At 43.2% G+C, this 21,298-nt stretch carries 19 protein-coding genes; 1 reads left to right on the forward strand and 18 read right to left on the reverse strand.

Annotation, left to right across the window (positions count from 1 at the left end; all coding sequences use genetic code 11):
- The first annotated feature begins 171 nt into the window (after positions 1–171).
- Positions 172–3,306 (forward strand): DUF3427 domain-containing protein, encoded by a 3,135-nt coding sequence (locus tag V756_RS0102390; protein WP_024713252.1) that lies wholly within the window; start codon positions 172–174, stop codon positions 3,304–3,306.
- On the opposite strand, the gene V756_RS0102395 is transcribed toward V756_RS0102390, so the two are convergent.
- From V756_RS0102395 to V756_RS0102480, 18 genes are all read right to left on the reverse strand, one after another.
- Positions 3,295–3,684, reverse strand: coding sequence for a (deoxy)nucleoside triphosphate pyrophosphohydrolase (locus tag V756_RS0102395; RefSeq protein ID WP_024713253.1), 390 nt, complete (start codon positions 3,682–3,684; stop codon positions 3,295–3,297). The two genes, V756_RS0102390 and V756_RS0102395, sit on opposite strands and share 12 nt — an antisense overlap.
- A 171-nt stretch (positions 3,685–3,855) precedes the next feature.
- Positions 3,856–6,597, reverse strand: coding sequence for an AAA domain-containing protein (locus V756_RS0102400; RefSeq protein WP_024713254.1), 2,742 nt, complete (start codon positions 6,595–6,597; stop codon positions 3,856–3,858).
- A gap of 160 nt (positions 6,598–6,757) precedes the next feature.
- Complete coding sequence (locus V756_RS1000000124690) at positions 6,758–6,934, reverse strand: lipocalin-like domain-containing protein (protein WP_309441089.1); 177 nt, start codon at positions 6,932–6,934, stop codon at positions 6,758–6,760.
- Positions 6,935–7,158: 224 nt separating this feature from the next.
- A complete protein-coding gene (locus tag V756_RS0102405) occupies positions 7,159–8,460 on the reverse strand; it encodes a pyrimidine-nucleoside phosphorylase (protein ID WP_024713255.1) in 1,302 nt (433 codons plus the stop codon).
- Between the two features lie 29 nt (positions 8,461–8,489).
- Positions 8,490–9,671, reverse strand: a complete 1,182-nt coding sequence (gene nupC / locus V756_RS0102410) for a nucleoside permease NupC (RefSeq protein ID WP_024713256.1) — start codon at positions 9,669–9,671, stop codon at positions 8,490–8,492.
- Between the two features lie 80 nt (positions 9,672–9,751).
- Positions 9,752–10,423, reverse strand: a complete 672-nt coding sequence (gene deoC, locus V756_RS0102415) for a deoxyribose-phosphate aldolase (RefSeq protein ID WP_024713257.1) — start codon at positions 10,421–10,423, stop codon at positions 9,752–9,754.
- A 105-nt stretch (positions 10,424–10,528) separates the two neighbouring features.
- Positions 10,529–11,470 carry a DNA-binding transcriptional repressor DeoR gene (gene deoR / locus V756_RS0102420; protein ID WP_024713258.1) on the reverse strand — a complete coding sequence of 314 codons (942 nt, stop codon included), beginning with the start codon at positions 11,468–11,470 and terminating at the stop codon, positions 10,529–10,531.
- Between the two features lie 135 nt (positions 11,471–11,605).
- The gene (locus V756_RS0102425; protein WP_024713259.1) at positions 11,606–12,433 is read right to left on the reverse strand and encodes a DUF1206 domain-containing protein; all 828 of its coding nucleotides are present in this window, start codon (positions 12,431–12,433) and stop codon (positions 11,606–11,608) included.
- A gap of 206 nt (positions 12,434–12,639) precedes the next feature.
- Positions 12,640–13,977, reverse strand: a complete 1,338-nt coding sequence (locus V756_RS0102435; RefSeq protein WP_024713260.1) for an MmgE/PrpD family protein — start codon at positions 13,975–13,977, stop codon at positions 12,640–12,642.
- Complete coding sequence (gene sndB / locus V756_RS0102440) at positions 13,974–15,116, reverse strand: N-acetyl-sulfur-metabolite deacetylase SndB (protein ID WP_024713261.1); 1,143 nt, start codon at positions 15,114–15,116, stop codon at positions 13,974–13,976. Before sndB ends, V756_RS0102435 begins: the two co-directional genes overlap by 4 nt.
- A gap of 16 nt (positions 15,117–15,132) precedes the next feature.
- Entirely contained in the window at positions 15,133–15,882 is a 750-nt protein-coding gene (locus tag V756_RS0102445) for an amino acid ABC transporter ATP-binding protein (protein ID WP_024713262.1), read from the reverse strand.
- Between the two features lie 12 nt (positions 15,883–15,894).
- Positions 15,895–16,569: an amino acid ABC transporter permease gene (locus tag V756_RS0102450; RefSeq protein WP_024713263.1), complete on the reverse strand. Its 675-nt coding sequence runs from the start codon at positions 16,567–16,569 to the stop codon at positions 15,895–15,897.
- Positions 16,570–16,591: 22 nt separating this feature from the next.
- Complete coding sequence (locus V756_RS0102455) at positions 16,592–17,386, reverse strand: amino acid ABC transporter substrate-binding protein (protein WP_024713264.1); 795 nt, start codon at positions 17,384–17,386, stop codon at positions 16,592–16,594.
- 25 nt (positions 17,387–17,411) lie between these two features.
- Entirely contained in the window at positions 17,412–17,909 is a 498-nt protein-coding gene (locus V756_RS0102460; RefSeq protein ID WP_024713265.1) for a GNAT family N-acetyltransferase, read from the reverse strand.
- 13 nt (positions 17,910–17,922) lie between these two features.
- Positions 17,923–19,248, reverse strand: coding sequence for an LLM class flavin-dependent oxidoreductase (locus V756_RS0102465; protein WP_024713266.1), 1,326 nt, complete (start codon positions 19,246–19,248; stop codon positions 17,923–17,925).
- Positions 19,249–19,451: 203 nt separating this feature from the next.
- Positions 19,452–20,264 (reverse strand): sugar-phosphatase, encoded by an 813-nt coding sequence (yidA, locus tag V756_RS0102470; protein ID WP_024713267.1) that lies wholly within the window; start codon positions 20,262–20,264, stop codon positions 19,452–19,454.
- A gap of 39 nt (positions 20,265–20,303) precedes the next feature.
- Positions 20,304–20,864, reverse strand: coding sequence for a hypothetical protein (locus tag V756_RS0102475; RefSeq protein ID WP_024713268.1), 561 nt, complete (start codon positions 20,862–20,864; stop codon positions 20,304–20,306).
- A complete protein-coding gene (locus V756_RS0102480) occupies positions 20,845–21,279 on the reverse strand; it encodes a DUF3255 family protein (protein WP_024713269.1) in 435 nt (144 codons plus the stop codon). The genes V756_RS0102475 and V756_RS0102480 overlap by 20 nt, the downstream gene beginning before the upstream one ends.
- Positions 21,280–21,298 lie beyond the last annotated feature (19 nt).

The following is a 21,298-nucleotide window of genomic DNA, read 5'->3' on the forward strand; positions in this document are numbered from 1 at the left end:
CTATTATCCTTTTCATTTCACTTTCTCGCGAGTGAAATTCAGCTTGCACAGGACTATAAGTGCAGGTACAATTATCCTCATTTGTTCGAGGTGCCTTTGCAAATCTCTGTTACCTATAGTCAATAATAATGATAAAATCAGGATATCTATTTAAATATGGAGAGAGAAAAAATGACAAAAAACAGTGGTTTTCATGAAGAATTGCAAGAAAAGCACAAGCTTTATCCGGTTGAACATCGATTTCAGCCTGTTTTACCGAAAGAATACACAGAAATTTTAACTTTACATATAGCAAAACAATTTGGTGAAAAAATCAAAACGCTTGTTCATCATGGAGAATATCATCAGGCGGTTGAATTAACCCAAAAAGTATCTTCTGATCTTGGTAATGATACTGCCTTTGCAACACCACTTTCTTCAGTTCTTTATCATTTAGGTGACTTGGATCTTCCTGTATCTGAGCACTTTTCGCTATCACGATTGAATCTACTCGGAAACCATAGAGCGGATGATAATTTTTTTAAAACATTAAAGAATGAAATGTTAACTGCTGATCGTGTGGATTTTATGGTCAGTTTTACAAGATGGTCTGGCGTCCAACTTCTTATTCCGCCATTACAAGAGCTCAATAAACGCAATGTACCAGTACGTATTATTACATCCACATATATGGGAATTACTGAACCTAAAGCCCTTAAACAACTCATGCAATTTCAAAATGTTACCTTAAGAATTGTAAATGATTATCGTCAATCTTTTCACACAAAAGCTTACTTATTTGAACGTCAGTCAGGGCAACATAGCGTCATTATTGGATCATCAAACCTTTCGCAATCCGCTCTGACCACTGGGTATGAGCTAAATGCGAGAATACCTGATACAAAATATCTTCCTATTTTTCAACAAACAAAAGATGTCTTTAATAAAGTATGGCTTGAAAAAACACAACCGGTCGATGACCAGTTCTTAAAAGCTTATGAAGAATTTCAAACAGCTAATCACAAAATTAGTGCGTCTCTCGTCTCTCAAAACTCTCTTTACCAAACAAAAATACAACCTAATGCCATGCAAGAAATAGCGCTTAAAAACCTTAAGAAAACGAGAGAACAAGGTGAGGAAAGGGCTGTTATTATCGCTGCAACTGGTACAGGAAAAACATATCTTGCAGCATTTGATTTTTCCGAATATCAACCAAAAAAATATCTTTTTATCGCTCATCGCGAGGAGTTACTAACTAAAGCCATTGAAACATTTAAAAAAGTCACTAATGATCATGATAACTTTGGATTGTTAACTGGATCGAAAAAAGAATGGAATAAAAGGTTTTTATTTAGCACAGTTCAAACCTTGTATAAAGAAGAAACATTAAAACGGTTTGCACCAGATGAATTTGATTACATTGTCATTGACGAATTTCATCATGCAGAAGCCTCTACCTATCAATCAGTGTTGAATTACTTTAAACCTAAATTCTTATTAGGATTAACTGCAACTCCAGAACGTTTAGACGGTAAAGATGTACTTGAAATCTGTAATCATAATGTTGTCTATGAAATTCGCCTACGAGATGCGTTAGAAGCTGAATTGCTCGCCCCGTTTCATTACTTTGGTATTCCAGATCATACTGTTGATTATGATAAAGTAAAAATAACAAACGGGGTTTATGATGAACGCTCTCTGGTCAGCCACTTAAAAAACCATGAGCGAGTCGATTATGTAATAAAGATGATAAATATGTACGGTTTCCATGGAGAAAAAATGTGTGGGTTGGGCTTCTGTACTAACATTGAACATGCCCAATATATGAGTCAAGAATTTAATCAATTAGGATTCCATACAACATATTTAACAGGGCAAGATTCTTCAGCTCAACGTCAGAAAGTCATCAGAGAACTTGAAGACCCGCATCACAGTTTAGAGCTAATTTTCACAGTAGATATTTTTAATGAAGGTATTGATATACCAAAATTAAACTTACTGCTTTTTTTGAGACCGACTGAATCACCAACCATATTTATTCAACAGTTAGGAAGAGGATTAAGAAAGACTGATGATAAAGAGTTTGTGACGGTTCTGGATTTTATAGGTAATTATCAAAAGTCGTTTGTCATACCGCTAGCCCTTTCCGGACAAACGAGTCAAAAATCCTTTGATAAAGATTCATTAAGAGTTGCCGTGACCCATGAGTTTGCAGACTTACCAGGTGGGTCTTATGTAGACCTTTCATCTGTAACGAAAAAAGAGATTTTACACAAAATTGATAGTATTAAACTAAATTCAGTTGCCATGTTGAAAACTTTATATTATCAATTCAAACGAGATATTGGACGCTCTCCTGAGCTACTAGATTTTCTTTATTCAGATCAAGCTCCAGGCCTTACCTTTTTTATAAAGAAATATAAGTCTTGGGTCGAAACGAAACGCAGAATGGATGACCTTCATTCTTTGGATAAAATAATATTAAATGATTCGTTAGTTTTAAAAATGGTATCCTGGTTAGAACAACAGTTTCCTATCAAGTGGCCTTATGATTTATTAGTGTTGCAATGTGGATATAATACAAAAAGAATCACTGTCGATGATGTTAAAAAGTCTTTAGAGGATACATTTCATTTACAAATCAAAAACACTAATATACACGACAATTTAATTAAACGATCTATGGAGCGTTTAGCCAAACCACTAAAAAAACAGCAATGGAGTTTTGGTACAGTGGAGGAAAGTACGTTCATCCTACAATCAGATATTATTGAACGCCTATGCCATCCTCAGTTTGGTCCTTATATTAAGGAGCGTATTCAATATGGATTAACTGAATTTAGACGTTTGAATAATATAGAAGCACTTTTATCTAGTGAACTACAACTCACTTTATTTCAAACATATACTAGAAATGAACTCATACATTTATTTCAATCTACTGATCAAGAGGGAACGTGGCGAGAAGGTGTAAAGAGAGTTAACAATAATTACTTAATTTTTATTACATTAAATAAATCTGAAAAAGTAGAGGACCATTTGTTATATAAAGATTACTTTATTGATCCCTACCATTTTCATTGGCAAAGTCCAAATCAAACATCACATCATTCTAATGTCGGTCAGAATTTTATTAACCATAGACAAAGAGAATATAATATACATCTATTCGTTCGTAAATTTAACGAAATGCATGATATTACCTTACCCTTCATTTATCTAGGTAAAGTAGATTACGTATCAAGCAATGGGGACAAACCTATGAATGTAATATGGAAGCTCCATCAGCCTGTCCCAGAAAACTTGTATGTTGATTTAATTCATTAGTGCATTTACAGTTGGAATATCAGCAGGTGCCCATTCAAGTGAATCAAGTTCGCTCACGGGCACCCATCTGAGTTCCGCATGTTCTTTAGCATCAGGTTCACCCTCAACAATTTTCGCTTGAATAGAAATTAAATTAACAATGATTTTCTCATATTCGTGATGAATGTTATCGATAATTTCACCGGCTTCAATTTTACAACCAAGCTCTTCATGAATTTCTCTGACAAGAGCTTCTCGAGCATTCTCTCCCTCTTCAAGTTTCCCTCCTGGGAATTCCCATAGATTGGCCAAAGACATGGTTGGCGAACGAAGTGCACATAAAATCATATCTCTATCGTTTTGAATCACTGCTGCAGCAACTTTAATTGTTTTTTTCATTTTATTTCTTCCTTTCATTTCTTTTAAGTCATAAAGCTATATTTATTTTATGATCTGATCTAGTTAAACTTTATCATACTGAAAAGATTCTATAACAACATAATTTTTTTCACTATATAGAGTTATTTTTACACTCAAAATAGTCCTATCTAGTGTCTAATATTTTTTATCTTATTGTTTTAAAATTGAATTTAATAGTCCCTTTATTTTTTCTGCCTCGCCACTCTCATTTGTCCTTAATCTAATAAAAGGTATCCCCGATTTCTTCAAAATAGAATTCTTTAATTCATCTCGTCTTTTCTGGTCACTTGAATGATGATAAGCAGTACCGTCTACCTCTATTACCCCAGCAGGTTCATTCCCCATTTTGTAATAGAGCAAAAAATCAAATCTTGCTACTGTTTTAATGAACCTTCGTTCCTCTTTGTTTAAATGGGAGGTATCATTAAATAAATCCTTTAAACGATACTCCCGTCTAAACTGAATTTTTTTATAGGCCTCTTCTTTAAGAATATCTCTGAGCAAACTCGCAATTATCCTTTCAGATTTATACTTTGAGTCACTCTCTCGTAGTTTATTTTCTCTTTCAACTAAAACTTCTGAGAATTCTTTATATAGTAAATCGAAAACGGAAATGACCTGACTTTCATGATATAAACTAGCTTCCGTATAATATTCCATATAACGTATTAACTCGGAGATTTCTTTGTTACTCCTCTTGAAAATATCGACGGTAGATACTAAAACAAACCGTTTTTTTGCCCTCGATATAGCGACATTAATTAAGTTGGCACTATCAACAAACTCAATATCCTTTTTACTGCCCTTTTCATCAAGTACTGTGGAGAAAATGATTCCATCACATTCTCTTCCTTGAAACTTATGTACAGTATCTTTCATAATTTCTTCTCTCATATAATGATTAGCAGCTTTTATTTGGGCTCTATAGGGAGCAATGAATCCAATATCATCAAAATCTTGTGGGAAAACCTTCTCTCTAATAGTTGTCTCTTCAAGAGAATCCAATTCACGAACATTGTGTCGTCCGCCTTGGAATCTCATATGATTTCCTTTAACGGTTTTTATTAAAATAATTGAAGAATCGTCTACTTCATCATATCTAGTCAAAGGAATGAGGTTGCCATCATAATATTGTTCATTACAAAATTTAATGATCATTGGATGGCATCGATAGTGTTCCTTTAACAAAGTAACTGGAATTTTATCCTCGTATACTTTTAAAACAGAATGCAGAAGACTATTTTCTACATAATCAAAGCAAGGTTCGATTCCCATTTCTCCCTTTGATATGTTCTTGTCTGGAATATGAGGTAGCTGTTTTGTATCTCCAACAATAATCACATTTTTAGCACAACCTAGAGCAAGGATACCTGGCATCAATTCTAACTGTGAGGCTTCGTCTATAATTAAGTAATCGAATAAGAAACCATCTGGGATTGATTTCATTAAAGAGAATGCAGTACTCAGAATAATAGGATATCGATTTATAAATCGATCAAACTGCTTTGCATCTTTATATTTCTTGTGCTCAAAATTCTCTTCCTTAATCCTGTTTTGTTTATTATGTATATAATTTTTAAAAATTAAAGCAGAGTAATTTTGAATTTGATTACTTAGATCGTCAAAATTTTTGGCCTGTAGCATTTGATTTATTTTATTTAACTCAGAATTTAATTCAGTTAGTTTTTGCTTATAGAATTGGTATTGGAGTTGTGAGAGCACTTTCTCTTTATTTAAACTATCTCCTATCTGTTTGAAGTCATATAACCCATAGTAAAACAGATATTTGGTTTTCTTAAAGAAGTTCATTCGCTTTTGTTTGTTAAGTACTTCATCAGCCATAAAATTTAAAATCTTAACATTATTAAACTTATAAAAAGGTAAAAGCTTTGGCTTCGTGGTTTCTAGTGACTCAAAATGTTGTTTATAATATTTTTTCTCTGTTTCTAGGTCTTTTATTTGCTGTTTGATTACTGCTTGTCGGTTTTGTAACTGTAATAGTTCTTTAATAGATTCTATGTCACTTAAGACATTTTTCAGTAACTCTGATTCTCTTCCATCCTCAATCTTCCATTCGGCTATATCTCGCGGAAGTTCCGGAAGTTGCTCAAAGAATTTTTTTTGATTATCTTGGCTACCTAATGTTGCAAGAAGAAAATCGTATCCTGCTTTCTCCATTTTTTCTTTAACATTGTCAACTGCGGAATTATTGCTTGAGACAATTGCAGCATTCTTTCCTCGCATCACTATATTAGTAATTAGATTTAAAATAGTTTGCGTTTTCCCTGTACCAGGAGGGCCTTCAATTACACTTATTTGAGAAGAAAAAGCAGATTGAACTGCCTGGATTTGACTTAGGTTTAACCCAAAAGGAAAAAGAAGGGTCTCTGAATCCTTGTACGACCGACTTTCCTTTGAAAAATAAGCATAGAGAGCACTTTCTATTCTTAACGGCATACGCTGAATTTCGCCTTCTAAAATAGGAGGGATATCATTTTTTGTTTTATCTTTAACTGCCGCTACATGTCTAAAATAATCCAAAAGTTGTTTAAACTTTGCATTACCTAAAGTAATCTTTTCAATATCTTTTACTTTATAAATATATTTCTGATCGTTTCCCTTAAAAGTCAAAACAGCATACTTATCCCCATATATTTTAACGTTTTCTATATTTGCTTTTACATTTCCCTTTAAAATTAGTCGTTCTTGCTTGTTAATGACCAATTCTCGAACAGGGGTAATTATACACTTATCTAATTCTTCACTTTTCCTCATTCCACTGCTCAATGTAATATCAACAATTATTTTAGCATTATCTCGTTTAGATAATCGCCATTCTTTAATTTGATCAGAATATGTTGTATTACCTATCTCAATGATTACATTCGCCAAATTATTCCCTCCAAAACATCTTATTTATCTATATAAAATTGTTATTTTTTGTTATAGTATACAAAATTAATAAGGTGTTTTCAAAATACCTAATATGAAGTAAGTAAGAAAAGGTTCTTAAATATAATTTTATCTTTTATGCCTACTCCTCCAAACAGCCTCACCACTGACGTACAAATACCCCATTAGATTTCTTGCTAGCTAATGTGATTTGGGCTGTATTATTCTCAATTTCCCTCCATGTTCCTGTCATTTCCCTGGAGATGGTGTGGTTTTTGTTGAGCTGGATGGTGGTGGCTTTTTGATGCCGGTTGGGATGTCTTTTCCGTGCGAGTATGGAATATTAATAGGAGCTTTGTTAAAGCATGCGGGGTTATGGCCTGGTTGGACGTATCCTGCTCATTTTTCATTTCTGTTTCAAATGAATAGCTATCCATCTGTTTTATGCCGGATGGTTTGATGGAGCGGTCGTTGAAGAATGTGACTTCTTTGCTGTGTAAGTTTATTCAAAACAAAAAAAACAGATCGCTACAAAACACGATCTGTTTTCATCTTATTTTTTTATCTCGTAATCACCGTATGAATCAGCTTCGGCGCCTTTGCTTCCGCTGCGATGCGGATGTTGTCATAGACTTTTGCGATGACTTCATCGACGTTTTCGCGGTTGGCGTAGAGGGTCACGAGCGGGTCGCCTTTTTCTACCTTGTCGCCGACCTTTTTGCGAAGCATGATGCCGACGGCTAAATCGATTTCGTCTTCTTTTGTGGCGCGTCCGGCACCCAGCAGCATCGCAGCGACGCCGATTTCGTCCGCGACGATTTCGGAGACGACCCCCGCTTCTTTGGCAGGCACATCAATTTGATATGCAGCTTGCGGAAGCTTAGATGGATCGTCAACGATCGAGCTGTCGCCGCCTTGGTTTTTCAGGAAGTCTTTGAATTTCTCCAGCGCTTTGCCGTTTTTCATGACTTCTTCCAGCTTTGCTCTCGCTTCGTCCAAAGTAGCGGCCTTTTTCGCAAGCACAACCATCTGGCTTCCGAGCGTTAAGACAAGCTCATGAAGATCCTCAGGACCTTCGCCTTTGAGCGTGTCGATCGCTTCTTTCACTTCAAGCGCATTTCCAATCGCAAAGCCGAGCGGCTGGGACATGTCTGAAATGACAGCCATTGTTTGGCGTCCGACGTTATTTCCGATGCGCACCATCGCTTTGGCGAGTTCAGCTGCGTCTTCTTCCGTTTTCATGAAGGCGCCCGCTCCCGTTTTGACATCGAGTACAATAGCATCCGCGCCGGCAGCGATTTTTTTACTCATAATGGAGCTTGCAATGAGCGGGATGGAATTAACCGTTCCCGTTACATCACGAAGCGCGTACAGTTTTTTATCAGCCGGCGTTAAGTTGCCGCTTTGGCCGATGACGGCGACCTTGTCACGGTTCACAAGCTTAATAAATTCGTCCTTCGACAGTTCCACGTGGAAACCGTCGATTGCCTCTAATTTATCAATCGTTCCGCCCGTATGGCCGAGGCCGCGGCCGGACATTTTGGCAACCGGCACATCAAGAGCCGCGACTAGCGGAGCGAGAACGAGTGTTGTCGTGTCGCCGACGCCGCCGGTAGAGTGCTTATCAACTTTAATTCCTTCAATGGCAGAAAGATCAATCGTTTCACCGGAGTTCACCATAGCCATCGTCAAGTCCGCACGTTCACGGTCACTCATATCCTGAAAGAAAATCGCCATGGCAAGCGCGCTTGCCTGATAATCAGGTATGCTTCCGTCCGTATAGCCATTCACGAAAAATTGAATTTCTTCTGTGGTGAGTTCTTTTCCGTTTTGTTTTTTGATGATGATATCTACCATTCTCATGTATAGTCACCGATCCTTTACGATTAAGTTCAATAAATCAAGCCCACAATTGCCGCTGATAAAAAGCTGACAAGCGTAGCGCCGTATAATAATTTCAGACCGAAACGAGCGACGACATTTCCTTGCTTTTCATTCAGTCCTTTCACCGCGCCGGCAATGATTCCGATTGAGGAGAAGTTCGCAAATGATACAAGGAATACCGATACGATCGCTGTTGTACGGCCGCTGAAATGGAAACCGTTTTGCGTCAGCGACGTCATGGCGACAAATTCATTCGATACCATTTTTGTTGCCATAATGCTTCCCGCATTAACGGCTTCATTCCATGGGATACCCACAAGAAAAGCGAATGGAGCAAACACATATCCAAGAAGGCCTTGGAAGGAAATACCGAATACTGCGTTAAAAATACCGTTAATCAAGGCGATAATCGCGACAAATCCAATCAGCATCGCCGCAACGACAACCGCTACTTTGAAGCCGTCAAGGATGTATTCCCCGAGCACCTCGAAAAAGGATTGTTTTTCTTCTTCTTCAACACGAAGCATATCCTCTTCTTTTGCAACCTCGTAAGGATTAATAATGGAAGCGATAATGAAACCGCCAAATAAGTTCAAGACCAGCGCCGTTACCACATATTCCGGTTTGAGCATCGTCATATACGCGCCGACGATTGACATTGATACCGTTGACATCGCAGAAGCGCAAAGCGTGTACAAGCGCTGCTGATTTAAAAGACCGAGTTCTTTCTTCAAGGAGATGAATACTTCCGACTGTCCTAAAATAGCAGAAGCGACTGCGTTATACGATTCCAGTCTCCCCATACCGTTTACCTTGCTGAGGGCAAGGCCGATATATCGAATAATAAACGGGAGTATTTTCCACTTTTGCAAAATCCCAATCAGAGCGGAAATAAACACGATTGGCAGGAGCACGTTCATAAAGAATGTCGTTTGGTCCGCATTCACCAGACCTCCAAACACAAAGTTGATCCCTTCTGCCGCATATCCAAGCAGGTAATTGAATCCTTTCGCAAAGCCTCCTACGAGGAAATTTCCTATTCCGGTATTGAGGAGAATATAGCCGAGAATAAATTGCAAAATGAGCATAACAACAATTGGGCGGATCTTAATTCTTTTTTTCCCGCTGCTTGCGATCCACGCAAGGCCTAAAAACACGATTAAACCGATAATCCCAATCAAATACTTCATATGTGTTCTCCTTTATTTGTATTCGCTTACAACCATTGTTTCCTCAGAAAACGGAAAGCAGTCTGCCTTCCGTCGGCTTCTTAATAGTTATCTCCGCCTGATGCGTTTTCTCCCTTTACAATGGAAACGCCCGCACTTGCGCCGATTCGGCTCGCTCCCGCCTCGACCATTGTGTCTACATCTTCTTTCGTTCTGACGCCGCCAGATGCTTTCACGCCGATATCAGGACCTACCGTTTTGCGCATTAAGGCGATATCTTCCTTCGTTGCGCCGCCTGTAGAGAAGCCCGTTGATGTTTTCACGAAATCCGCTCCGGCAGAAACCGCTAAACGGCACGCGCGTTCTTTTTCCTCATCAGTCAGAAGGCAGGTTTCGATAATGACTTTGACAAGCGCTTTTCCGGCTGCGGCTTCGACTACCCCGCGGATATCCGCTTCAACCATATCGTCTTCTTTGTCTTTCAAAGCAGCAATGTTAATAACCATGTCCACTTCAGTGGCGCCTTTTGAAATGGCGTCTTTTGTTTCGAACGCTTTTGTTTCAGTTGTGTTGGCACCGAGCGGGAAGCCGATGACTGTGCAAACGTCAACTCCAGTTCCCTCGAGCTCTTTTGCAGCAAGCTCCACCCATGTCGGATTGACACATACTGAAGCAAATTTGTATGTTTTCGCTTCTTCAATTAATGTTAGAATGTCCGCTTTTTGTGTATGCGGTTTCAATGCTGTATGATCAATTATGTGAGCTAATGACATCCTTCGCACACTTCCTTTTTTATTAAGATATTTTTTAGCATAACTGACTTTTGAACATATGTAAATTAGGAATTGAAATTTTGTTCAGCAAACCGTATAAGCGTGTCACAAATCATTAATAAGCGCCCTTGCCGTATGCTGGTCAATGATTAAAACGTTGGCGTATTTTCCGGTCAATGCGCCGTGTATGGATGACACTTTTCTGCTTCCGCCAGCCACTAAAATGGAGCGTTCCTTCAGCCTGAGGTCTTCAAGCTCGATGCCGATGGTCCGGTCATTGATGGCGCTGCTGCAAATATTCCCTTTCGCATCGAAAAAACGTGAACAGATATCGCCGACGGCCTGTTTTTTGAGCAGGGCTTTCTCTTCTTCGTTAAAATACCCGAGCCGGAATAACAGCGCTTCGTCACGGACAGTGCCCACCGTAAAAAGAGCGATATTCGCCTGCTTGCCCATCTCAATGATCCGCTCAATATGACGATCTTTCTCTACCATTCGCTTCACATCCGCATGATCAAACACGACGGGAAGCGGGAGATAACGCGGCACCGTTTGAAAAGCCTCTGCAAACAGCTGAATCGTTTCAGCGGAATATGTGTTTACCCGGGAATGGCTGACGCCGCCTTTCAGCTGGACGACCTCGACGCCTTTTACCCGCTTTTGCCGCATGTTTTGTGCGATTTGATACACCGTGGTTCCCCAGCTGACACCGACAATGTCGCCGTCTTTGACCGTTTCATGCATATATTCTGCACCATAGCGGCTTAGGTCATGTGTAATTCCAGCATAATCGGGTGTCGGGGAAAATACAACATGTGCCTCGAGGAGCCCATATTTCTCTTCAAGCATGGAACCGAGCGCATCTAAATCCTCAAAAGGGTCCATGACGCGAATCTGGACATACCCTTTTTCCTTTGCGTATTGCAGCAGCCGGGAAACGGTCGGCCTTGAAATGTTGAGCAGCTCGGCAATTTGCTGCTGACTGTAGTCAGACTGATAGTAAAGCCTTGCCGCTTCTATACTTAGTTGTTGTTTTTCCCGATCCATTCCGCACCTCCCCTTGGATCAGTTCACGATGAAACTGCTTTGATTTGCTTTTATTATACAGGCTGGCGCAGGCTTTCATCCACCTGATTTCTAAGAAACTGAAATACGCCCTGAACGCGAATCTGCGCCCGGAGCTCACTTTTCCCATGTCATATGCTGATAAAAGCCTTTCATCATAGCGTACATTCCATATAAGATCAGCCCGCACGCTAAAAAAGATAGAATCATTTTGCCATGCGGCTGCTGCGCGAGCTCGGCGAGCGCGCCGTCAAAGCCTCTTGTGTCGTCAGGATCAGCTGTCATGGCTGTCTTGATGAGAAAATAGCCGATGGCTGAGAAAATAATGGCGCGGGCGATATTGCCTGCGCGCCCGGTGTTTTTCGCGATGCATATCATCTGTTTGTTCATTTTTGACGTATCGAATTCTTTCATAAATGCCGCCCGGACACCCTTCACAAATTGAACAATCGCAAATAGGATAAAAACCGCACCCGTAAGCCCTGTGAGCCATTGGCCGAATGGCTGCGCCAATACGTAAGCTGACCACGTCTTTTCCGAAGTGCTCCCGTCTCCTTGGCCAAACACAAATTGCAAAGCTTTCCAAGCGATGGATGCGTAAACGGCGGCGCTGAAAAAATTTCCCGTTCTCCGCGACAGGCCGCGCCTGCTTCTTCCGTGACCCTCCGTATCCTTGAGGGCGCTCAGCACCATCCAGATCACATAACCAATGAGACCGACGCCAATGAAAAAAAGCAAGAATGACCCATATGGCATGCGTGATAAGGTTTGGAGCGCTCCGCTCGAGTCTTTCGCGCTGCCCGCCCCGGCTGCCGTCATAAAGGCTAAAATCCCGAGCAGGATAAAAACGCCGCCGAATGCAAAATAACCAAGCCTCCCGAATCGCTTGACCCAAGGCTTGGTTTCCTGTTTGATTTTTGACAAGTACTGGTCTTTCACTGCCATGTGTCCAACCCTCTTTCACAGAATCCTTACTGCTATATTCCCGATTGGACGAAGTTGAAACAGCTTCTGCCTCAGCTATGGCCGGCTGAGGCATTGTGTTGCCTGATCCGCTGATTGTGCGGCCGCTGTGATTCCGCCAGCTGCCGCGTCATTCACCGGCATCGTTTCTCCTTTTTCAAATATGAATCGGTTAATTGAGCTGGATTTTATTCAATATGCGCCAAAAATCCTTTCATATCGGCTCGCTCAATGGAAGTAATGATGTCCCGCGCTTTTTCATGCTGAACCGTTAACTTCAATTTTTCTTTAATGTCCTCTTCTGACAGCTCATTGCCGGGGGCCCCTTTTGGACAATCAACACGCGCTTCGTGCATGCGGCCGTCTGATAAATAGGCCCGGACAATCGTGAAACGACCTTTTGGAACGGCATGGGGAGCCGGCTGAATAGTATTGTCATATACTCGCTGAATTTGCCCCATTGTTGTTTGGATGTTGCCAGGGATCGGCTGGCTATTGAAATGTTCAACGGTCAGCTCGTGTCCATGTAAAGCCAGAGCAATCACATATTCAACGCTGAAACGGCCTTCTTCTCCCGTCTTCGGCGATCTTTCCGTCAATGCGGCATCTCCGCCTGGCGGAAAAACCACTTCAATCCGCTCGGTATTGGCGGCAGAAATGGCTTGCTCGGAGACAAGTTTTCGAATCGCGTCCGCGGCGTGGTGTGCCGCGGAACAAAATGGATAGATTTTAAACCATAGGCCCGGCTTCACAATTCGCCAAGGGGCACCCCAACGGTTTAGCAAAGTGGGTTGTGCTTTTTCCAAATCGCCGTACAGGCCGAAGAAACCAGTTTCTCCATCAAGCGCCGTGCGGGTCCCTCCGAATTCTGATTGGGCCAGCTTAACGGCCAGCAAACCAGCCTGAGCTGCCAGACCGGCGTGCAGCGGTTTCATTTCTGTTCCAAATTGCACCCTCATTCCGGCAGATTGCGTAGCTGCAAAACCAATCGCTTTCTCCAGCTCTTCCTGAGTCAGCCCCTCAGCATAACCTGCGGCGCAGGCGGCTGCGATCGCACCAAGCGTCCCCGTATTATGCCAGCCCTTTTCATAGTGGCGGCTGCCAATTGATTCGCCCAGCCTTGCCATCACTTCAACACCGACAACATAAGCGCCAAGAAGCCGCTCGCCATGTCCGCAAGCGGCTGAAGCCATCAGTGCCGGCACGAGGACGGCACTGGGATGCCCTCTCACATCGGAATGGACATCATCAAAATCCAATGCATGGGCGATAAATCCGTTGAGCATCGCGGATTGTAATGGCGCAGCCTTTGTTCCTTGCCCGATGACAGGGACAAGAGGCGCGCCTCCTTCATCCTTTATCAGGCGGAGGAGCTTTTGAATGCCTTTATCTTCTCTTCCAGCGAATGAAGCGGCAGTAAAGTCGAGCAATCCTTTTTTCGCTTCACGCATCGCGTCAATTGAATGCTCCGGCTGTGACATTCTCACTGCCTCTGCAAGACCTTCTGTCAGCCCTTGCCTGCTCATTTGATGGTCTCCAAAACTAGAACAGCCAGCTCAGCAAAATATTGAGAGGCAACCGTCAGGGCATCTTCATCCAATGTAAAAGCCGGATGATGCCACTCCTCTGTGCCGTTCGTTCCCATCCAGACAAAAAATCCAGGGATCTTCTCCTGATACAGAGCGAAGTCTTCGCCGCCCGGAGACTGCTCAGCGTGAACAGTTTGATAGCCAAGCCGCGCCGCAGCTTCTGATGCCGTGTTCAAAAACGCGCCGTCATTCTGAACGGAAGGCAAATAAGGAAACCACTTGAATTCCGCTTGCGCCCCGTAGCCCGCGGCAATTCCTTCAGCCACTCGTTTCATATGTTCCGGAACAGCCTGCCTCGCTTCTTTTTGAAAGGTTCGAACGGTGCCCTCCATTTCAGCCTGATCTGGAATCACGTTCCATGAAGTGCCTGCTTGAACCCTTGTAATACTGACAACCGCGTTTTGCAGTGAGCTGATATTACGGCTGACCACAGATTGCAGGCCGCTGACGATTTGACCTGCGGCAGCGATGGGATCAATACTGTTATTCGGGATGCCGGCATGTCCGCCTTTCCCTTTGACGACGATCTCAAACCGGTCAACACTTGCCATGAGCGGACCTTCCTTGACACCAATGGTCCCGACAGGCAGATCCGGCTTATTGTGCATACCGAAAATGGCGGAAACGCCATCAAGCACACCGGCTTCTATGACCTTTCTTGCTCCCGCGGCAATTTCTTCCGCCGGCTGAAAGATCAAGCGGACTGTACCTTTCAGCTCGGCCCGTCTTTGGTTCAGCAAAATGGCCGTGCCAATAATGGATGCTGTATGAAAATCGTGTCCGCACGCATGCATTGTACCGTCAGCCTTAGATGCAAACGGCAGATTGGTCTGTTCTTGGATCGGGAGCGCATCAATGTCCGCTCGTATCGCAATCACGGGTCCGTCTTCCTGCCCTTTGATTTCCGCAATCACGCCTGTTTCCAATTGAGGCACGTCAAGAATCTCGATATGCTCTTCCTCAAGCCAGCGGCGGATTTTTTTCGTCGTTTCAACCTCTTGAAATGACAGTTCAGGATGTTCATGAAGATCACGCCGCATACTGATTAAACGGTTATGAAACGTTTTGTCGGCCATTGTTCTTCTCCCTTTCTTATATAAGCTCTGCAGGCTCTCCCACCTGCTTGATAAATCTTTTCGTCCGTTCGTTTTTCGGATGGTCAAACAGTTCTTCCGGCGTTCCCTGCTCGATAATATGGCCGTCTGCCATAAAAATCACTTGATCAGCGACCTCTTTTGCAAACGCCATTTCGTGTGTCACAATGATCATCGTTGTTTGTTTTTCCGCGATGGATTTGATGACTTGAAGCACCCCTGTGACGAGCTCAGGGTCAAGCGCTGAAGTTGGTTCATCCAGCAAAATCGCATGCGGATTGACCGCAAGCGCCCGGGCGATACCGATCCGCTGCTGCTGGCCGCCGGACATTGTGACCGGATAGCTGTCAGCCTTATGCTCTAAACCGACTTGTTTCAGAATATCCATTCCAATGCGCTTCGCCTCATCTCGTGATTTGTGCTGGGCCACGATTAAAGCTTCTGTAATGTTTTGCAGAGCGGTTTTATTTTTAAACAGATTGTAGTTTTGAAAGACCATTGCCGTTTGCTGGCGAAGCCGGTGTGCATCCTTGCGTGTAAACTTTTCTGCATTCAGTTTGGCTTCCCCGATTTCAATGAGGCCTTGATCCGGACGTTCTAATAGATTCAAGCACCGGAGAAGCGTTGATTTTCCGGAACCGGACGGACCGATGATCGCCACTACTTCTCCGCGTTTCACTTCTAGATCGATTCCGTCGAGCACGACGAGATCTTTAAACGCTTTGCGAATATTTTTTACTGTTATCAACTGATTTCACCTCTAAGTCCGGTATGGCTTGCTCATGGCGCGTTCAAACAAGTCCTGCAAAATGCTGTAGATAATGGTAAGAACCCAATAGACAATCGCAACCGCCAAGTACGTTTCAAAATACTTGAGGTTTCCTGAGGCGTACATCTTCCCTTGGGCGAACATCTCCATGACCCCTAATGTAAAGGCCAGTGACGTTTCTTTGAGCAGTCCGATAAATGTATTGCCCGTTGCCGGAATCGCATTTCGGATCGCTTGCGGAAGGATAATCCGTCTGTATGCCTGAAGTTTTGTCATGCCGACAGACAGGCACGCCTCCAGCTGCCCGTCATCAACAGAATTGAGGGCGGCACGGAAGATTTCTGCCAAATAAGCGGCGTTTTTTAAGCTTAACCCGATGATGGCAGCTGTGAGAGCTGTCATTTTGCTCATCTCCGGAAATAGCTGCGGCAGCCCGTAGTAGATTAAGAACAGCTGCACAAGTGTCGGCACACCCCGGAAAAAGGATATATACAGCTTTGACAGCTGATGAAGCACTGGAATTTTGTTCTTCGTGATGAGTGCGAGAATAAGTCCTCCGATAATCGCAAAAATCATAGCCGCTACAGCCATAAACAAGGTAATCGGAAGAGCCTGAATTAAAGTCGGGAACGCTGATATCATGAATTCCCAATCAATCGTGTTCATTCTGGTGATTCACCGCCGTTTCTTAATGCTTCTGTTCTACTGTGATATCTTCATTAAAATATTTTTCGGAAAGCTTTTTCAGTGTTCCGTCTTTACGCAATTCATCAAGCGCTTTATTGACTTTTTTGCGGAGCTTGTCGTGCGCGTCGTCCTTGGCAAATGGGAATGCAACTTGTTCGTAAACAATCGGATCTCCGGCCAGCTTTAACGGCAAACCAGTCTTCTTGATTTGCGCGATCAGCACAGTGCGGCTGTTGACATAGGCGTCTACACGGCCGTAAGCCACATCCTTCAGCGTGCCTTCTTGTGTTTCGTATGTTTTGATATTGATTTTTTTATCAGGATCTTTGCTTTCAAGGTTTTTTGCGTGATTTGAACCAAGAACGGCTGCGACTGTCTTCCCTTTTAAATCGTCCACTGATTTGATGTCATTATTGTCTTTTTTGACGACAATCTGTGTTCCCGCATAAGCGTATGGTTCAGTAAAGTGATACGTTTCCTTACGTTCATCTGTCACCGCTACCTGGTTGGAAATCGTGTCAAGCTTGCCTGTTTGAAGCTCTCCCATCAGCCCGCTGAATTCAAGCAGCTTCCAGTCCAGCTTCATGCCAATTTTCTTAGCGACCGCTTCCATTACTTCCACATCAAAACCTGTCAATTTCCCGTTTTCTTTATAAGCAAATGGGTAACTCTGTCCTGTCGCGCCGACATGAAGTACGTTGTCATCTTCTTTACTGCTGCTGTTCCCGTTGCCGCAAGCTGATAACACCACTAATAATGCAGCGACGAACAGCACAGTCCACTTTTTCATTTTCATTTTGATTTCCCGCCTTTTCTCTTTTTTATAGGTCATTTCGCAATTGTTTTTTCATATAGACTGTCACATGCCCTTTGCCAAGGTCCTGTTCACCCGCGCGGACATAACCTTTTCGTTCGTACATCTCAATCAGCCAAGGGTGCTTATCCGCTGTTCCGAGTGAGACAAACGGAACCTTTAACGTATCTCGGAGGATTGTTTCCTCCACCCATTGAAGCAGCTTTGTTCCGATTCCTTTTTGACCGGTATCAGGGTCTACGGCGAACCACCAGATATGCGGTACGCCAAACGGTCCCGGCTGCCGTCCCCATGGCATTCTTAAGGAGATGGTCGCGATAATCCGCCCGTCTTCTTCCATGATGTAGCAGGCGTTTTTCCGGATGTTTTGCAACACTAACTCCAAATCCGCATGAGCGGCTGCAAAACGAATGCCTAGCTTTCGAATCGGTTCATAAGCCCGCAGTGTCAGCTCTAGAATCTGTTCGGCATCACGTTCAACTGCAAGACGATATTGTGCCTCCATCCAGCGTTCCTCCTTACTTTGCATAACGGTTTACCGGCTTTTCCAAACCGAAGTGGTCTCTCAAGGTTGTGCCTTCATATTCTTTTCTGAACACGCCGCGCTCCTGTAAAATCGGAACCACTTTCTCAACAAAAATGTCAATTCCTTCCGGAAGAAGCGGAGGCATGATGTTAAACCCGTCACACGCTTTCTGATCCACCCATTCCTGCATCTTGTCAGCTAGCTGCTCGGGCGTGCCGACGAAGATATGGTGGCCTCTGGAGCCTGCAACGTATTTGTAAAGCTCGCGTATCGTCATATTGTCTCGTTCAGCCATTTCTTGAACAAGCTTGAATCGGCTCTTCACCGCATTGGAAGCATCTGCGTCAAGCTTTGGCAGCGGCCCGTCAAGCGGATACGCAGACAAATCAATTCCGCCTAAATAATTTTGAAGAATTTGCAGGCCGGCGGATGGAATAATCAGATCTTGAAGCTCCTTGTATTTAGCTTGCGCTGCCTCTTCAGTATCAGCAATGATCGGAAAAATACCTGGCATGATGGCGATTTTCTCTGGATCACGCCCGAATTCCGCAGCCTGCTCTTTAATGGATTGATAAAATTCTTGAGCGGATTCCAGGTGATTTTGCGCTGTGAAGATTACTTCTGCTGTTCTGGCAGCCAGTGCTTTTCCGTCTCCTGATGATCCCGCCTGGATAATGACCGGCTGGCCCTGCGGCGTTCTGGAAACGTTCAGCGGACCGCGAACCGAGAAATATTCTCCTTTGTGGTTCAGCTCGTGCATTTTTTCTTTTTCAAAGAATTCACCTGTTTCTTTATTGCGGATAAAGGCGTCCTCTTCCCATGAATCCCAAAGGCCTTTTACAACCTCGACGAATTCCTCTGCCCGCTGGTAGCGCAAATGGTGTTCAAGGTGCTTTTCACCGCTGAAATTCAGCGCTGTTGATTCAATAGATGAAGTGACGACATTCCATCCGGCACGGCCGTTGGACAAGTGATCCAGTGACGCGAATTGTCTGGCAATGTGAAACGGCTCGCTGTATGTAGTGGAAGCTGTTGCTGTCAGTCCGATTCTTGATGTGACCTGCGCCAAAGCAGAAAGCAAGGTGAATGGCTCAAACCTTGTTAACACATTTGGATGAGACTTAATGTCGATTGAAAGGCTATCCGCTAAAAACAGCATATCCAGCTTGCCTCGCTCCGCTGTTTTCGCAAGTTCTTTAAAATAATCCAAATTCATGCTTGCATCCGAAGGCGCGTCAGGATGCCGCCAAGACGCCACATGATGTCCTGTACCTGCTAGAAAAACCCCTAATTTGATTTGTTTCTTTTTGCTTGTCATGACGCTGCTCCTTTTATCATGTTTTAGGCTGAAAAATCCGAAAAATAAACTCCTATATTCCTAGTCGTTTAATATGAATAAATCAAAATGTACCTTTGTCTCGAGAGTTTGTCAATGAGTTAAGATCAAGTTTTTCTTTTTCCAGCTGAAAAGACCACATGGAAATCACAAAAAAACCCAGCCTTTTAAAAGGCTGGGTTTCATTATTTCGTCAAAACAAGCTCGTGAATCGCGTGCGCCACACCATGTTCATTATTGGAGCGTGTTTGAAAGTTTGCGGCTTCCAATACTTCCGGAATGGCGTTTGCCATGGCAACGCCGCAGCCTGCCCATTCAATCATTGTCAGGTCGTTACCGTTATCGCCTATGCACATGACTTCCGCCTGTTCAATTCCAAGCAGCTGTGACAGCTGGCGTACGGCGTTTCCTTTGCTTGCTTCAGGATGCAGAATTTCATAAAAGAAAGGCGCGCTTCTGACCATCGTGTATTTTTCTCTCACGTCGTTTGGAATCGAAGTTATGACGCGGCTTAAGTTCTCCGGTTGATCAATAAACATGACTTTCGGAATGAGGATATCTTTTGGAACTTCATCAATTTTGCGATAATGAAGCGGCACCTGTGTCACATACGATTCATATACGGTAAATTCGCTGATATCCCGGTTAGGCGTATACAGGTTAGATGAATCAAAGAAATGCATCGGCGTCTTCAGCTCTAAGCTCAGGTCATATAATGAAGTCAAATCCTCATAACCGAGAGACAGCTCCGTGACCACTTCATTTGTATGCGTATTTTGAACAAGCGCTCCGTTATACGCGATGACATAGTCGCCTTCTTCCATTAAATTCAGTTCATCTAAATATCTCCGCACGCCCCCGATAGGCCGGCCGGTGCAAAGCACAATGTTGACGCCTTCGGCTTTTGCCGCGTGAAGCGCGTTGCGGACTTCCTCTGTGACTTCATGACGATCATTTAAAAGTGTTCCATCCATATCAATTGCAATTAGTTTGTACATTCCGCATCTCCTTCGTGTCGTTTTCAGGCTATAGTCCCATCATATCGTTTTTTCTTTTTGATATTCAACCGGAAGAGATGATTTTCTCCGGATTCTGTTTTGGCGCCGGCCTTGTCTTCGGATGCGTATGCGAGGTGTTTGCTTTTTTTCTGTCCCTGTGCCGCCGTTTTCTGCTTTTTCCTGCTTCATTAGAAGGAAGCCGGCGGCTAAAAAAGGAATGCCGATGATATTCAAGATAGCAAGCTTCACACCTGCCGCTGTCAAAAAGTATCTCCATGAAGATGCCGGATTCCGTCTGATCATGACGTATGCCGCCATTTCGAGAACAATCAAGATGGCATGAAGCACTACACAATAAATCAGCAATACTAGCGCAAAAAACAACACGTAATTCACGAGTGCCCCTGAGTACACCATGGCACGCAGCATTTGTATAAACGATAAGGACTGCATCGATCCTCCGATGACATTTGGGTTATAGATCGTATAGTCACTAAATAAATGTTTGACCTTGAGAAAGGCCCATAATAAAAATACCCACTGAATGATATGTAAAATAAGTCCTGTTAGCACCAGTTTTTCAGCTTTTTTGTTTCTCATCTTTCTCCTCCTTGCCGGTCGTTGATGGTTTAATCCTTGTCATTGTTTTTGTCTGGCCATTTTGCTCCCATATCAGCGTTCCGTTTTCTCCTCTTTTCAGCTTGCTTTTGACCGAATAATAAGGCCCGAGATACTGAATCTCGATGGACCCGTCAGCATCTTGTGAAATCACCTTGTATGCCATCAAAGGCAGCTGCACCTCTCTTCCTTCAATCACTTCCGTTTCCACAACCTCGTCTTTCGTAAAAGTAACCGTTGCTGATTTCACGCCGTACGTTGGTCCGGGAGGAAGCCCCTCGTCCCACGTTCCGTAATAAAACGGCGTCTCCTCTTTTTGCTGTTGGCAGCCCGATACCACAATGCATACAGCGGCCAGCAACAAAGCGATCACCCCTTTGCTGCCCAATAAGATCACCGTCCTTTCTCACCCTATT

It is taken from the genome of Bacillus tequilensis KCTC 13622 (genome assembly GCF_000507145.1).
GTDB classification, from domain to species: Bacteria; Bacillota; Bacilli; order Bacillales; family Bacillaceae; genus Bacillus; species Bacillus tequilensis.